This window comes from Streptomyces sp. 147326, assembly GCF_045000215.1.
Classification (GTDB): Bacteria; Actinomycetota; Actinomycetes; order Streptomycetales; family Streptomycetaceae; genus Streptomyces.
In genome coordinates, this window is the sequence record NZ_CP134201.1 from 8,556,664 (window position 1) to 8,570,582 (window position 13,919).

Genomic DNA, 13,919 nt, shown 5'->3' on the forward strand with positions numbered 1-13,919 from the left:
TCGGAGGCGGCATAGATTCACGGACGTAGACGGGCGGGAGTGGCAGGTGCAGAGAGCTACCGCGCACCGCCCGAGGCTATTCGAAAGTTGGCTACGAGCTGGTGCGCGTACTCATCCTCCGGACCGAGTTCCTGAACCGCTGCACAGGCCTCCCGGAGCCGGCCCTCCTCGCACAGCAACTTCACAAGGTGATACAGGGCTCCACTGTCGCCGCCCTCAGCGCGATCGCGCAGCGCCGCATCCATCCCCCGCTCGTGAAGCGAACTGTTGAGTCTCCGACGTGCGTGGACATCCGTGAGCGCGAGTTCCGTGAGTTGGGTGAACCGCTCCGCGCTGACGAGCAAACACATGTGCCACAGATGACTGTCGTGCGCGTGAGAATCGGCGGAGTAGCACTCGGCACGGGCACTGACCAACGCTATAGCTGTATCCCAATCTCGGACCTGTTCCGCTGCTTGGGCCTGCTCGTACCACTCCATGGGACGAGTATCGCGTAGTGATTCCCACTACAACCACCGGGAAAGTGGTCCCAACGAGCATCTGCCAGGAGGCGAGTACGACGGGCGCGTAATCGGCCGGACAGCTCCGAGACGAGTAGCTGGTTGTGGTTCAGGTACCTCGCCAGGTTCGGGTTGATTCGCGGGTGAGGCGGCGGGTCATCAGGGCGATCATTGCTATGTAGATCATGGCGGTGGAGCGTGTCGGGAGGGCTTCGTAGTCGCGGGGCAGGCGCCGGTGGTGCATGAGCCAGCCCAGAGTGCGTTCGACGACCCACCTGCGTGGCAGGACGGTGAAGCCGCGGGTGCCTGGGGTGCGGCGGACGACTTCGAGGTCGATGCCGAGGCGGGCGGCGTGGTCGACGAGGTATTCGCGGTAGCCCCGGTCGGCCCAGCCCTCGCGGATGGTCGGGTGATTGGCTCCGACGCGGTCGAGGAGGGTCTGGCCGGCGGTGGAATCCTGAACGCTGGCGGCCGTGACCAACACGGTCAGCAGCAGGCCGGTGGCGTCGATGACGATGCTCCGCTTGCGGCCGACGATCCTTTTGCCGACGTCGGGGCCCTGTGGTCGCGGGCGGGGACGTTGGTGGAGGTCTTGACGCTCTGCGCGTCGATAACGTTCGTCTTCGCGGACCCGGCGCCGCAGCAGGGGTTGAGCTGCTCGAAGATGCCAGCCTTCTCCCAGCGGCCGAAGTAGTGGTAGACCGTGTTCCAGCGCGGGTAGTCGTGCGGCAGGTAGCGCCAAGGAATGCCGGTGCGGGCCACGCAAGGCACGGCGTCGAGCAGGTCGCGAAGGTTGTGCTGCGGTGGGGTCCCGATGTTCAGTCCGTGGCGGGCCTGGTCGTCCCGCCAGCTCGTCAGGAGCGGCTCGACCAGGGGCCGCCGGGCGTCGGACAGGTCACTGGGATATCGGCGGCGTTCGCTCACGCTCTTCAGGTAGCGGCGGCCGGGGTTCCTCGGTAGAGCGCGCGGCCATTGAGCCAGGGCATTGGGTGCGAACCGGCTCACCTTGCGACGAAACAGGAGCAGAGGGGGCGCAACAACCGCCCTGCTGCCCCATCCGTCACGCACGAGCCTCGTGCTTCATACAGCTCCCCAGTCACTCGCCAGAAAACGCCATGAAAAGCCACGAGAATGGGCTAAACGCCCTCTCAGTGAGTGCTTGAGATCTCTGGCCAGGTGGTCTGCACGGCTGGAGCACGGGGCTTGTGGCGTCCGGTGGAGTGGTCCGGCGGTACTGCCGGGAGTGTGGTGTTCCGCTGTCGGCGGCGAAGTCGCCGGCAGCGGCGTTTTGCTCGGGTAGGTGCAGGTCCCGGCGGTGGAGGGTGCTGGAGCATGCCCGGCGACGGGTGGCTGCGATGCAGCGTGGGGACGAGGTTGTCTGTCCTGTTTGCGGGCGTGGATGGACGGTGGGGGTCGAGCGTCGGCGGTGTTCTGTTCGCCGCGGTGCCGTACGAGGGCCTGGCAGGCCCCGTGGAGCGAAGGGCTTCGTCGTCCTGACCCGCCGCTGGGAGGTCGAACGCGCCCTCGGCTGGATCATGAAATCACGCCGCAACGTCCGCGACTACGAACGCCTCCCGCAACACTCCGAAGCCCACCTGACCTGGGCTCTCAGCACGCTGGTGACCCGCAGGCTCACTCGCACGGGCCCTCAGCCCAAGTGGTCGAAGAAGTCACCTGCATAGGATCAATGGATGGCAACATCCAGCTATCTCCTGCAGGGGCCCAGAGTGGCCATGCGTCACGTATGCCGCGAGGACTATGAGGAGCGGGCGGCGTTGGCGCGAGACAGCGTCAAGATGCTGCAGCGCTGGCTCGGAGCCCGCGAACAAACGAAGGAAGCCTTCGACAGCTACCTTGCCCGGCTTGAGCAGCCCACACACGAGGGTTTTGTGGTCTGCCTGCGCAGCACAGGCGAGATCGTGGGCGGAGTCAACATCAACAACATTGTCCGCGGCACCCTCCAGAGCGGGTGTCTGGGTTATACCGCCTACACCTCCACAGCCGGTCACGGCTACATGACAGAGGGGCTCAGGCTCGTTCTCCAGCATGCCTTCGACAAGCTGGAGCTGCACCGGCTGGAGGCGAACATTCAGCCCGACAACATTCCCTCCCTGAACCTGGTCAAACGCCTCGGGTTCCAGCGCGAAGGATACTCAGTCGCCTTCCAGTTCATCAACGGCGCATGGAGAGACCACGAGCGTTGGGCCATCACAGCAGAGACCATGGCCACAGTTGAGCCTGCTGCGAACTAGGCCCGCACGATCGGAGATCTCAGAGGGCGATATATGACTTGATGTCCGTTTCTGCGTCGCTTGATCGTGTGACTGTGGGGACTCCCGGCCGATCGACGAGTACACCTCAGGCCGACGCGGCTGGGCGCCTACGTGCGCGCCACCCTGGGCGGCGCCAAGGTCGCCGGTATCGGCAGCACCCCGCCGCCGGGTGGACCGCCTACTTCGCCGTGGACAGCGCCGACGAGGTGTCACAGCGCGTCCACGAGTGCGGCGGCACCGTCGACCTGCTGGTCGACGGCGAACCGATGGCGGGCATCCGCTGCGGCACGGCGCCGGGGCGGCCACACTGGCAGGTGCACTTCGCCGTCACCGACGCCGACCTGACCGCACGCCAGGCCGTCGGGCTGGGCGGGCAGGTCCTCGACGGCCCGGAGGAGACCCGTACGGTCGGGCGGCCCGGCTCGCCGATCCGCGGGGAGGGCGGTTCTCCGTCATCGAGGTGGGCTGACGCAGGCGCGGCCGCTCACAGCCTTGACACGATCGCGCGGGCCAGCGTTTCGAGGTGGTCGCGGATCTGACTGGAGTGCTCGTCGGGGATTCCCGGGGCAAGGGGGTCGACGGCGTAGTTGACGGCGAAGTTGACCGAGCCCTTGCGCACGTACAGATGGCCACCGATCGAGGCTTCCTCGTACAGGGCCACGTCGCCCACTCCGGCCACCGGTGTGCCCGACTTGGTGAGTCGGCTGACCTCGTAGGGCAGCAGGGTGATGAAGACGGTGCGGCCCTTGGCGGCGTTCACGTAGGTGCACTGCGTGAGGCCGGGCAGGGCGGTGTCGTCCCGGCTTCCCTTGGCCGGTTGGCTGAGGACCGCCCCGACCTCCTCCTCGGTCGCCAATGCGCAGACGTCCAGCGTCGGTTTCGTGGGTTCGGCGTGCGCGGAGCCGCCGGAGCTGGTTGCGCAGCCGCTCAGGGCGAACAGGATCACCAGGTCCAGGACTCCCGGTAAGAAGTTGTACCGTGCCGGCCTCCGGGAACGCGTCATGTCCGGCCCCTCTCGTCGAGTCGGTCGTCGAGGCGTCGTCGGCCCGAGGCGCACCGGGCGCAGCAGACCGTTGCAGACGGCCATGTGACGATACGTCATCTTCTGGCGGCAGCCAGCCTAGTGCGGCCTTCATGAAGATTTCTATGATTACGGTTCATTCCAGCTGCCCGTAACGGCGCACACGAGCCGGTAAGCGCACCCACCGGCCTCAGCCCCGCTGGCCCTCGAAGGGCAGGACGTCCGGGCAGTTACGGCCGCGGCCTGGTGAACAGTCCTGGCTCGGTCTCGGCCAGGATTCCGCGCCCGGTCAGGCGCTTCAGTTTGATGCGGACGTTGTTGATGTTGTTCGGCATGAGATCCAGGTCCATTACCTCGCACACGTTCCTCGCCCGTAGTGGGGTGTCGGCTTCGGCGAACACAGCCATGATCTGCTGGTACGCGGGGCCGTCCGGCAGGGCCGGAGTCGGTGTGGCCGGTGCCGGAGCCGTTTCGTCGGGCAGCTCCAGGAGCGTCTTGCGGGTGATCGTGATGTGCTCGGCGGCCTGGGCGAGTCCGTCCAGCAGCGCGGTCAGCTGCGCGATCTGCTCGTGCGCAGCCTCCGCTTCCACAGCAATCTGCCCCTCGCGGACCTCCAGACGCGCCAGCAGGGCACCGAGGGTCTGCTGCGGGTCGCCGCTCATGCGCCGTGCCAGGACGGGGTGGAGGCGCCGGTCAGCCGACGAGCCATCACATCGCTTATCGCCCAGTACACCCGTGACTCGGCCGAGGCCGGGCGGTGCTCGTAGTCGCGGGCCAGCGGTGCAGCGTCAGGATCCCGTTGGTCTGCTCCACCCTCCAGCGGATCGGCTGCGGGACGAACCCGCGGTCGACCGGGTTGCGCTCGACGATCTCCACCGCGATGCCCAGGCCGGCGTCGTGGTCGACCACGGTCTTCTTGAAGCCCTGGTCCACCAGCGCCTTCGTCACCGTGGAGGTCCTGGCGGCGACCTTGTCCAGCAACGCGGTGCCAAAGGCGTTGTCGTGCACGGAAGCGGCCAGCACCACCACGGCGATCACCAGGCCCAGCACGTCAACAGCCAGCCCCCGCTTGCGGCCCGGCACCTTCTTGGCGGCGTCCCGTCCGGTCGTGGTCGCGGGTACTCCGGCGGCGGCATGCAGGCTCTGGGTGTCGAGCACCACCAAGCTCGGGTCGGCTAATCGTCCCCGGCTCTCACGCACCTGCCAGCGCAGTAGGTCGTGGATGACCTCGTCGGTACCGTCGTCGCGCCATTTGTAGAAGTAGTACTTCACCGCGCCAGGCGGCGGCAGGTCGTGGGGCAGGTAGTCCGATTGGCAGCCGGTCCGGGACTGGTAAAGGAGCGCGTTGACGATCTCCCGCATCTCGTAGCTGCCCTGGTGACCACTGACGGAGGGATGCTTCGCCTTCCACGCAGTGGGTACCGGCTCGATCAGTGCCCAGCGTTCGTCAGATAAATCGCTCTTGTAGGGCTTGCGGTCGCTCACCACACCACTGCAACACGACCAAGCCCGTCGATCGGCCGGGATTCCCCGCAGTCACACGATCAGGCGACGCCCGAACCGGACATCAGGCCACGTACCGCCCTCTCAGACAGGCACTTAGGGCGTGGGGGACCGTTTTCCGCCGAATATTTGATGTTCCCCGCCCTCTCGGCGGTCAGTGGGTAGCCTCGCCGTCATCCCCTCGGCCGGAGGTGTGAAGCCGGCCGGGGTTGTCGAGAGCCGAGGGAGCGAGTACTGATGGTGAGTGTGGAGACGTCTCTGAAGGAGGCGATGACCTCGATCGAGGGGAGCGTAGGGGCCGCGCTGGTCGACTACACGAGCGGCATGGCCCTCGGGATGCTGGGCGGAGGCAAGGACCTCGATCTCACGGTGGCCGCAGCCGGGAACACCGATGTGATCCGGGCCAAGATCCGCACCATGGAGATGCTGGGTATCAGCGAGGAGATCGAGGACGTACTGATCACCCTCGGCAGCCAGTACCACCTCATCCGGCTGCTCAAGGGTCGCGGGGGCAACGGCCTGTTCCTCTACATCGTCCTGGACAAGGGCCGGGCGAACCTGGCCATGGCCAGGCACCAGCTCAAGCGCATCGAAGCGGAACTGGAGTTGTAACCGCCCTCCTGCTTCCCGGCTCCGCATGCCCACGAGTTGAAAGACTCTTCAACTCGGCACATCTGAATGTGATCAGCCAAGGGTGGACCGGAGCCAGGAGGCGGGAGGATGGCTGGAGCCAGGCATCGAGGATCCGGCAGGCCTGGCTGCCAGCTCACGAAAAGTCGAACCCGGGTGGGAGTGTTGTCGCATGCAGGTGCCGCTGTACCAGGCCAAGGCGGAGTTCTTCCGCATGCTCGGACACCCCGTCCGCATCCGCGTACTGGAACTGCTCCAGAACGGCCCCGTACCCGTACGCGAATTGCTGAACGAGATCGAGATCGAACCGTCCAACCTCTCCCAACAGCTCGCGGTACTGCGCCGATCGGGCATCGTGGTCTCCATCCGTGACGGCTCCACCGTCAGCTACGCCCTCGCCGGCGGCGACGTGGCCGAACTCCTGCGGGCCGCACGGCGCATCCTCACCGAACTGCTGGCAGGACAGAGCGAGCTGCTCGCTGAACTTCGAGACGCCGACACCTCCGTGCACACAGGTCAGACCACGCTGTGACGGCCCAACCCCCAGCCTGATCGGCGAGTGTGACGCGGGCTGCCGGCGACTATGCTGCTCATCCGGGTCGGACTGTGAGGACGAGCATGATCGACGTCGACCGCTATCTGACCGTGCTGGGGGTGGCCAGGCCGGCGGCCCCGACCGTCGAGGCGCTGCGGGCGCTGCACCGCGCCCAGGTGGAGCGGGTCGCCTACGAGAACCTCGACATCCATCTGGGGCGGCCCACGGGCATCGGCGCCGCGGAATCCGTGTCCCGGATCGTGCGCGGGCGCGGCGGCTACTGCTTCCACCTCAACGGGGCCTTCGGCGCGCTGCTGACGGCCCTCGGCTACGACGTCACCCTCCACCGGGCGGGGGTACAGGGTACCCCCGAGGCTCCCGCGAGCGCGGCCGGCGACCATCTCGCGCTCACCGTGCGGCTCGACGGCGAACGGTGGCTGGTCGACACGGGGCTCGCGGGCGGAATGCACGAGCCGCTGCCGCTGCGCGAAGGCAGCTACACCCAGGGGCCGTTCACCTACGCGATGGCTCCGTCGGTGGCGGTGCCCGGCGGCTGGCGGTTCACCCACGACCCCCGCGGCACGTTCACGGCGATGGACTTCGCACCGGACCCCGTGGAGCTGTCCTCCTTCGCTGCGGAGCACGCCCGGCTGTCCACCTCCCCCGACTCCGGCTTCGTCCGGGTCCTCACCGCCCAACTCCGCGACGCCAAGGGCGTGTACGTGCTGCGCGGTTGTGTGCTGCGCCGGATCGACGCCGAGGGCACGGAAGAGCGGACCATCGACTCGGCCGACGACTGGTACGAGGTACTGGCCGACGTGTTCCGACTGGACCTGACCGACGTCGACGCTCCCGCGCGGGCGCAGTTGTGGCACCGCGTCCACACCGCCCACCAGGAGCGGGAGACCGCGGGGCAGCGGTGAGGCTGCCCTGCGCGAGGTTCCGGCTCTCCGTGCGATGCGGCCCTGCGCGGGGAGCCGCACCGGGCATGGCCCGGCTCCGGCCGGCGCCGGTCCCAGTGAGCCGGGCATCGTCCCGGGGATGTCAACCCGGGGATGTCAACCCGGGGATGTACGCCGCCGCCGGTGTACCTCCCCGGGCCGATGGCAGCGGCTCGAGCCCGGCATAGCGTTCGAGGCATCGGCCCGCACCGGGTCGGATGCCACGAAAGACATCGATGGAGACAACCCGATGCGACGACGCTTGTTCCTGGTCGGTGCCGCCGTTACCACGGCCCTGGCGGCCACCCTTGCCACCACGACCGCCCAAGCCGACACCCGCCCCGTACAACCGCCCACGACCGCACTCGTGCTGCCCGCGCCGTCCGGGCAGCATCCGGTCGGCCGGGCCACCATCCACCTGAAGGACGAGAGCCGGGCCGACCCTTGGGTCTCCTCGGAGAAGCGGGAGATGATGGTCTCCCTCTGGTACCCGGCCGTCAGGCCCTCGGACACGCCCGCGCCCTACATGACGGCCGAGGAGTCCCGGCAGTACGGTGCGGCCACCGGACTGAACCTGCCGGCCGACCTGTTCGCCGAGGTGAGGACCCACTCGACGGTGGACGCCAAGCCGTCGAAGGTCCGCGGCGGGCTGCCCCTCGTCGTCCTGTCACCGGGCTTCGGCATGCCGCGCGCCACCCTCACCGGCCTCGCCGAGGAGCTCGCGTCCCGCGGCTACGCCGTCGTCGGCATCGGACACAACTACGAGGCCGACGGCATCTCGTTCCCCGACGGGCGGACCACCTCCTGCCTGGCGTGCGTGGACAGGAACTACCCCAGGGTCGGCGCCGTCCGCGCCGAGGACATCTCCTTCGTGCTCGACAAGCTCACCGGCGCGCGGCCGGCCTGGAAGCACGGCGCACCCATCGACCCCGACCGCGTCGCCGTCGTCGGGCACTCGGCCGGCGGTTTCAGCACGATCCCGGCCATGCTGCGCGACCCGCGCGTCAGGGCGGCGGTCAACATGGACGGCAGCTTCCACTTCCCGAACGACATCCCCCTGGACCGGCCGTTCCTGATGCTGGGCAAGCCCAGCCGCGTACCCGGCAGCACCGAGACGAGCTGGGACGAGACCTGGACCGAACTGACCGGATGGAAGCGCTGGCTGAGCGTCGACGACACGGATCACCTGTCCTTCACCGACCTGGCGCCCCTCGCCAAGCAGGTCGGCATGCCGCTCCAGCGACTGGACGGTGACCGTGCCGACACCGTGACCAGGACCTACGTGACGGCGTTCGTCGACGCCCATCTGCGCGGACGCAGCACCCCGCTGCTGAACGGCCCGACGGCACGCTTCCCCGAAGTGCGCTTCCACCGTCCCTAGGTGCTGCATGCTGCCGTCACAGTGCTCTTGCGTTGTGGAACACGGAGTCGTGATGCGCCGCCATGAACTGTCCGACGCTCAGCGGCAACTTGTGCAGCCGTTGCTGCCCCGGCAGTGGGAACACCGGACGTGGATTGAGCCGCAGATTTCCGAACGGACTCCGCGACGCGGCCGACGGCCGCCCGGGTCCCCGACCTGGCCGGCCGGCCAGCTGGTCGGTCGGTCGGCTACAGCTTGAGCTGGAAGTACGCCGTACCGCGCTCGCGCCGGTAGCCGAGGGCCTCGTTCACCGTGCGCATGGGGGCGTTCTCGTCCGCCACCGTGGTGGCGATGCGGCGCAGCGCCGGGTACCGGCCGGCGGCCTGCGCCGCCATGTGCAGCTTCACGGCGCGGCCGAGGCCGTTGCCACGGTGGCGGGGAGTGACCACCGTGTCGTACTGGAGCGCGCGCGTGCCGGAAGGGTCCGGGAGGACCAGTTCCGTGTAGGCCCCCACCTCGCCCTCGGGAGTCACCGCCGCGACCGTGGTCAGCTCCCCGCCCCGGTCCAGGACCAGCTGCTGCACGGAGTGCAGCCGCGGCGCGGTCCAGGGTTCGAGCTGTATGTCCATGTCCCCGCTCGGCGCATCCTCCATCGCCCCGTGGGCTGCCGCCGCGGCCGGAGCCCAGGCATCGGGTACCAGACCGTGCCAGGTGAGGATCTCGTAGCCGGGCGTGGCCGGTACCGGCGCGGGCCGCTCGGGGAGCTCCTGTTCGTACCAGGCCATCGGCAGTACGTTCACGAACCCGAGCGACTCGGCGAAGGCCTGCCCAGGACCGCCGAGGTCCACCATCGCTTCGACGGAGGTCCGGCCGTCCGCGAGCAGTTGCTCGCGGACGCGCTCCCACAAAGCGGTGCCCACGCCCTGGCGCCGCGATTGCGGGGGGACCGCCAGCACGTCCACGAAGGCGGTGTGACGGTTGGCCTCCTCCGAGAACAGGACCAGAGCGGCCACGCCCGAACCCTCTTCCGCCGCCCAGAACACGGCCCGGCCGCGCGCCGAAGGCACGCGCAGCCGGCCGGCGATCTCCGTCCGGGAGGGAGTGGGCAGCTGCGGCAGGTCGGCGGCCGCGGCGGAGGCCAGGACCGTCAGCCAGGAGTCGATCCCGGTCTCGGACGGCGGCAGCGTGAGCATGTTGATCTTCATGCTGCCGACCTTAGGTCGTGTCGGACCCGACGCTCAGGGGTTTTCGGCAGCGGGTGTGTTTGGCGAACCGGCTGCCCGCCCGCCTGGATGCGCCCGGTTTTCCGGCCAGGGGAGGGCCGGGTCGGGCCGTCCGGTCGGGGTTCGCCGCGACCACGGCGCCTTCGACGGCGGCGATGAGCGGCTTGGACCGGTGGGCGCGGGGCACGCCGGCCAGTCCGCGGTCGGCCACCCGGGGTACTCCTTCGGTGGGGGAAGGGTCAGGACGCCAACCTCCCGTTGAGGGCCGTCCTCCAGCATCCGGAGTGCGGCGTCCACGGCGTCGGCCAGGGCCTGGCCGATGGCGTTGCGGACGTGGGGCCGGTTGAGTGTGAGCTCCTCGACCGAGGTGGCGACGAGTCCCGGACCGGGCTCAGGCGCGGCAGGCCGTCCCGGGCCGGGGTCCCGCGCGGCGAGCCGCGCGGCCTGCTCCGGACGGCCCAGCAGGGTGATCATCCCGTTCCCGACCACGTTCGTCGTGGTGTCGTGCCCGACCAGCAGCAGGAGGTAGGCCGTCGAGCGCAGCCCTTCCTCGCTCATGGCCCCGCTGTCGTCACCCGCCCGCACCAGCGCGCCCCAAGCCGGCGACGCACGGAAGCGGCAGCCCCCTCTCCCGGCGCACCGCGGCCCCGCCCGGAAGGACTACAGCGCGGCCCCGGCGCATGCGATGCCGGCGACCGTGGACGGCCCGTACGGCTCTGCCGTGCCGCGCGGGCACGACGCATGACGGTCCGGTGGATCCGGTCGAGCGGCCGTCGGCCCTACTCGCCGTTGAGGTGACCGTCGTCGTCCTGGAGCCTCCGCCACAGACCGGTGCGGTGCAGCGCGTAGAGCGCGATGGCCAGGAAGGACACCTGCAGCCCCACTGCGAGGAGCCAGAACACGGCCCCGCTCTCCAGCTCGTCCGTCAGGTAGGCGAAATTCATGCCGAAGAACCCCGTCAGGAAGGTCAGCGGCAGAAAGATCGTCGACACGATCGCCAGGCGATTGATCACGCCGTTCTGGTCGGCGGACACCAAGGAGGAGTAGCTGCCGAAGGCACGTCGGGCCGCTTCCTGGAGCGACTCGATGTCCGTGAGTACCAGCCTCGCAGTGCGCTGGTACTCACGCACCAGCCGCTGGCGCTCCTCCGGGAAGCTGTCGCTCATCATCCGGCGCGTGACCGTCTCCTCCGGTGATAGGGAAGGAGCGTGTGGTGCAGGAGGGCCGCGGTACGTCGCAGACGCGTCAGGCGATAGACCTGCTCGGGCTGTCGTTGACGGAACATCTCGTCCTCGAGGGCCTCCACGTCCAGCAGGGCCTGGACGGCAGACGCCCGATAGGTCTCCAGCGCCTCGTCCAGCAGCAGAAACAGCATGGCCACGGCATCCGGTGGACGCTCGTGCGGGCAGGACTCGCGCCGCAGCCCGCCCTGGCCCTGCTCGACGACCTGATCGCGGACAGCGGCCTGGACGTGACACTGACGGGCGAGGTCCCCCGTGACGCGAGCCCCGCCGTGGAGCGCGCCGCCCACCGGACCGTCCAGGAAGCCCTGACCAACGTACGCGAGCACGGACCTGGTTCGACCGTCGTGGTCGAGTTCCGCCGGCCCGGGCCCGCCCTCTACGCGACGGTCACCAACACCACGGCCCGGCACCCCGCTCTGGGGCTGCCCCGCGCGCGGCACGGACTGCTCGGCCTGCGGGAACGGGCCGAACACCTGGGCGGCGCCCTCTCCCACGGGCCCACCCCGGACGGCGGCTACCGCCTGCACCTGCACCTGCACCTGCAGCTCCCGCGGCGCGGAGCGTGCGCGCAGCCGATGGCCGACGGGACCCAGAGCAGCCCAGGGTGAGCGTCAGTCACGGGTTCCCTCACGACCTTCCCTGGCGGACGCGTCCGGAGAGCCAGGGCGTGAGGGCGGCGCCCAGGATGCGCTCCTTGTAGGTCTCGTCGCCGGGAAGGGGGACGTGGAGCCGGTAGCCGGGCGGGAAGAACCGCCCCTTCACGAAGGCCAGTCCGCCGTAGACGGACATCAGGAACGGCGGGACGGAGTCCCGGGGGACGTCGTGGAACTCCACCCCGTCCACGGTGATCGTCGCATCGTCGTCGGGGAAGATCCGCACGCTGACCGCGGGGCTGCCGCCCAGTTCCACGAACGCTTCGTGGGGCAGCGATCCATCGGGATCTACAACGGCGAACAGCGGCGCGGAAGTCCTCCGCGACGTCTGGTCGGCCCCGATGTCGTCGGTGACTGCCATGGACAGCCGGTATTCGGCCGCGATCGCCCGTATCGCGGCGACGGCCGACGCGGTGGTCGGCAGCGAGGGGTGCGTCATGATCCAGATGATGCCGCACCGGAGCCGTACGGCTGGCCCCCGGCCCTCAGAACCGGCCCGCGGTGAGGGGCACGACGGACGGAGGGAAGGGCAGACGGCGGCGACCGGTCTGCGGGTCCGCGGTCTGAGGAGGCTCAGGCTGTCACCCGTTCGGGTGTGGCAGGTGTCGCCGGCGCGGGACGGCCCGCCAGTGGCCCTCTCGCCCCGCCCGGCCGCTCCCGTTCCACCGCCACACCCACCCAAGCCGGCGGCGGGACGCGGACGGTGACGATCGACTCCCGGCAGCAGGGCGCCGAGACCCGGCAGTTGCGGACAGCGCGTCGGCCCCTCGGCACGCCCGGTCGCGGGGCTTACGGCCCCAGCCCGGTGGCGAGTGGGCGATCATGCTGGTGTGGTGGAGTTCGGCTCGGGCGCGGAGGGTACGGCAATGGAGGTTGTGCGGGGGGCGGAGTTGGTGACGGTCGCGAGTCTCGTCGAGGCGGCGACCCAGGGGCAGAGCGGCGCGCTGTGGCGGCTGAAGGGCATCGACCGGCAGCTGGACGCGAACCTGGTGCGCCACCTGCCCGGGACCGGCGGGGCGGCGCACACCGAGGAAGAGGTCGACGTGATGCTGGTCGTCGTCGCGGGCGCCGGCACCCTCACCCTCGACGGCACCGAGTCTCAGCTGGCCCCCGGATTCCTGGGCCTGCTGCCGCGCGGCACATCCCGGGCGCTGCTGGCCGGCCCCGAAGGGCTGCTCGTCCTGACCGTGCACCGCAGACGCCGCGGAATGCGCATCGGACGGACCGAGCCTGCTGCCGCGCCCCCGCCGTGCGCGCTGCACCTGGTGTGCGCCCGGTGTCACCGGCACGCGATCGAGGCGGACGCCCGCTACTGCAGCGGCTGTGGCACGGCGTTGACCGGCCACCCCGGAACTTGACCTAGGGCCATGGGGCGCGAGGCGTGGGGGAGGCGCCAGGGGCGGGGGTGCGGATGGTCACGGTGCTGACCCGGTGCGGAAATCGCGGAGCCGTCGCGTTCCCGGCGCCGGTATCGTGCGGTCTCAGACCAGCCGTGTCAGCGGCCTTCCGCATTCAGAGAGCGATGCACATGACCAGCCGGCGAGTGACGACGACCCTGTGGCGCCCCACCGGCCCCGAGGAGCTGGGCCTGGTCCGCGAGCTGAACTGGCGTGCCTGGCCGCCCCGGCTCCCCGAGCAGCCGATCTTCTACCCGGTTCTCAACGAGGACTACGCGATCAAGATCGCGAGGGACTGGAACGTGAAGCACAGCGGTGTCGGCTACGTGACCCGGTTCGAGGTCGAGTCGGAGTTCTTGAGCCGGTACCCCGTCCAGCAGGCCGGGGGACGGACCATCCTCGAGCTGTGGGTTCCGGCTGAGGAGCTGGACGACTTCAACGCTCACATCGTCGGCGAGATCCAGGTCGTACACGAGTTCCGCTGAGGCGGGGCGGCTTGCCAGCCGGCGGCCACCCGGGCGCCGGAGCCGTCATGCCGCGCCGCCTGCCGCAAGGACGAAGACCCGGACGTGCCGCAGATCCTTCCGAGCGAGGTCTTCGCAGTGCGCCCGGTGAGGGCTGCCGACTCGCATGTTCAGC

The 13,919-nt window shown here is 69.5% G+C and carries 17 protein-coding genes and 3 pseudogenes; 10 read left to right on the forward strand and 10 right to left on the reverse strand.

The window, feature by feature from the left end:
- Nucleotides 1–56: 56 nt before the first annotated feature.
- Both RIU97_RS39655 and RIU97_RS39660 read right to left on the reverse strand, forming a co-directional pair.
- Nucleotides 57–479 (reverse strand): hypothetical protein, encoded by a 423-nt coding sequence (locus RIU97_RS39655; RefSeq protein ID WP_404962316.1) that lies wholly within the window; start codon nucleotides 477–479, stop codon nucleotides 57–59.
- A gap of 130 nt (nucleotides 480–609) precedes the next feature.
- A pseudogene (locus tag RIU97_RS39660) lies at nucleotides 610–1,424 on the reverse strand (IS5 family transposase).
- Nucleotides 1,425–1,981: 557 nt separating this feature from the next.
- Here RIU97_RS39660 and RIU97_RS39665 point away from each other — a divergent pair.
- From RIU97_RS39665 to RIU97_RS39675, 3 genes and pseudogenes are all read left to right on the forward strand, one after another.
- Nucleotides 1,982–2,179: pseudogene (locus tag RIU97_RS39665) on the forward strand (IS5/IS1182 family transposase); the annotation flags it as partial.
- Between the two features lie 12 nt (nucleotides 2,180–2,191).
- Nucleotides 2,192–2,752, forward strand: coding sequence for a GNAT family N-acetyltransferase (locus RIU97_RS39670; protein WP_404962317.1), 561 nt, complete (start codon nucleotides 2,192–2,194; stop codon nucleotides 2,750–2,752).
- 209 nt (nucleotides 2,753–2,961) lie between these two features.
- On the forward strand, nucleotides 2,962–3,312 hold the full coding sequence (locus RIU97_RS39675; RefSeq protein WP_404962318.1) for a VOC family protein: 351 nt from the start codon (nucleotides 2,962–2,964) through the stop codon (nucleotides 3,310–3,312).
- Here the strand turns inward: RIU97_RS39675 and RIU97_RS39680 are convergent.
- The 3 genes and pseudogenes from RIU97_RS39680 to RIU97_RS39690 all read right to left on the reverse strand — a co-directional run bounded on the left by RIU97_RS39680 (nucleotide 3,258) and on the right by RIU97_RS39690 (nucleotide 5,279).
- Entirely contained in the window at nucleotides 3,258–3,776 is a 519-nt protein-coding gene (locus tag RIU97_RS39680; protein WP_404962319.1) for a hypothetical protein, read from the reverse strand. The genes RIU97_RS39675 and RIU97_RS39680 overlap by 55 nt on opposite strands.
- Nucleotides 3,777–4,024: 248 nt before the next feature.
- Nucleotides 4,025–4,456, reverse strand: a complete 432-nt coding sequence (locus tag RIU97_RS39685) for a hypothetical protein (protein WP_404962320.1) — start codon at nucleotides 4,454–4,456, stop codon at nucleotides 4,025–4,027.
- Nucleotides 4,453–5,279, reverse strand: a pseudogene (locus RIU97_RS39690) (IS5 family transposase). The gene RIU97_RS39685 and the pseudogene RIU97_RS39690 overlap by 4 nt, the downstream one beginning before the upstream one ends.
- A 255-nt stretch (nucleotides 5,280–5,534) precedes the next feature.
- Here RIU97_RS39690 and RIU97_RS39695 point away from each other — a divergent pair.
- The 4 genes from RIU97_RS39695 (at nucleotide 5,535) to RIU97_RS39710 (ending at nucleotide 8,784) form a co-directional block, all read left to right on the forward strand.
- The gene (locus RIU97_RS39695; RefSeq protein ID WP_319731488.1) at nucleotides 5,535–5,909 is read left to right on the forward strand and encodes a hypothetical protein; all 375 of its coding nucleotides are present in this window, start codon (nucleotides 5,535–5,537) and stop codon (nucleotides 5,907–5,909) included.
- 190 nt (nucleotides 5,910–6,099) lie between these two features.
- Nucleotides 6,100–6,459 carry an ArsR/SmtB family transcription factor gene (locus RIU97_RS39700; RefSeq protein ID WP_404962321.1) on the forward strand — a complete coding sequence of 120 codons (360 nt, stop codon included), beginning with the start codon at nucleotides 6,100–6,102 and terminating at the stop codon, nucleotides 6,457–6,459.
- An 86-nt stretch (nucleotides 6,460–6,545) separates the two neighbouring features.
- Entirely contained in the window at nucleotides 6,546–7,385 is an 840-nt protein-coding gene (locus RIU97_RS39705) for an arylamine N-acetyltransferase (RefSeq protein WP_404962322.1), read from the forward strand.
- A gap of 268 nt (nucleotides 7,386–7,653) precedes the next feature.
- Nucleotides 7,654–8,784, forward strand: coding sequence for an alpha/beta hydrolase family protein (locus RIU97_RS39710; protein ID WP_404962323.1), 1,131 nt, complete (start codon nucleotides 7,654–7,656; stop codon nucleotides 8,782–8,784).
- Between the two features lie 227 nt (nucleotides 8,785–9,011).
- Here RIU97_RS39710 and RIU97_RS39715 read toward each other — a convergent pair whose 3' ends face one another.
- The 4 genes from RIU97_RS39715 to RIU97_RS39730 all read right to left on the reverse strand — a co-directional run bounded on the left by RIU97_RS39715 (nucleotide 9,012) and on the right by RIU97_RS39730 (nucleotide 11,361).
- Nucleotides 9,012–9,968, reverse strand: coding sequence for a GNAT family N-acetyltransferase (locus RIU97_RS39715; protein WP_404962324.1), 957 nt, complete (start codon nucleotides 9,966–9,968; stop codon nucleotides 9,012–9,014).
- Nucleotides 9,969–10,001: 33 nt separating this feature from the next.
- Complete coding sequence (locus RIU97_RS39720; protein ID WP_404962325.1) at nucleotides 10,002–10,544, reverse strand: hypothetical protein; 543 nt, start codon at nucleotides 10,542–10,544, stop codon at nucleotides 10,002–10,004.
- A gap of 221 nt (nucleotides 10,545–10,765) precedes the next feature.
- Nucleotides 10,766–11,155: a CorA family divalent cation transporter gene (locus tag RIU97_RS39725; RefSeq protein ID WP_404962326.1), complete on the reverse strand. Its 390-nt coding sequence runs from the start codon at nucleotides 11,153–11,155 to the stop codon at nucleotides 10,766–10,768.
- A complete protein-coding gene (locus tag RIU97_RS39730) occupies nucleotides 11,152–11,361 on the reverse strand; it encodes a CorA family divalent cation transporter (protein ID WP_404962328.1) in 210 nt (69 codons plus the stop codon). The genes RIU97_RS39725 and RIU97_RS39730 overlap by 4 nt, the downstream gene beginning before the upstream one ends.
- 24 nt (nucleotides 11,362–11,385) lie before the next feature.
- Here RIU97_RS39730 and RIU97_RS39735 point away from each other — a divergent pair, with 24 nt between their 5' ends.
- A complete protein-coding gene (locus RIU97_RS39735; protein ID WP_404962330.1) occupies nucleotides 11,386–11,838 on the forward strand; it encodes a sensor histidine kinase in 453 nt (150 codons plus the stop codon).
- A 19-nt stretch (nucleotides 11,839–11,857) separates the two neighbouring features.
- Here the strand turns inward: RIU97_RS39735 and RIU97_RS39740 are convergent, their stop codons facing one another.
- Nucleotides 11,858–12,322 carry a hypothetical protein gene (locus RIU97_RS39740; RefSeq protein WP_404962332.1) on the reverse strand — a complete coding sequence of 155 codons (465 nt, stop codon included), beginning with the start codon at nucleotides 12,320–12,322 and terminating at the stop codon, nucleotides 11,858–11,860.
- A 427-nt stretch (nucleotides 12,323–12,749) separates the two neighbouring features.
- On the opposite strand from RIU97_RS39740, the gene RIU97_RS39745 reads away from it, so the two are divergent.
- Nucleotides 12,750–13,241 carry a hypothetical protein gene (locus tag RIU97_RS39745; protein ID WP_404962333.1) on the forward strand — a complete coding sequence of 164 codons (492 nt, stop codon included), beginning with the start codon at nucleotides 12,750–12,752 and terminating at the stop codon, nucleotides 13,239–13,241.
- 164 nt (nucleotides 13,242–13,405) lie between these two features.
- Nucleotides 13,406–13,765 carry a hypothetical protein gene (locus RIU97_RS39750; protein ID WP_404962334.1) on the forward strand — a complete coding sequence of 120 codons (360 nt, stop codon included), beginning with the start codon at nucleotides 13,406–13,408 and terminating at the stop codon, nucleotides 13,763–13,765.
- Nucleotides 13,766–13,919: the final 154 nt, after the last annotated feature.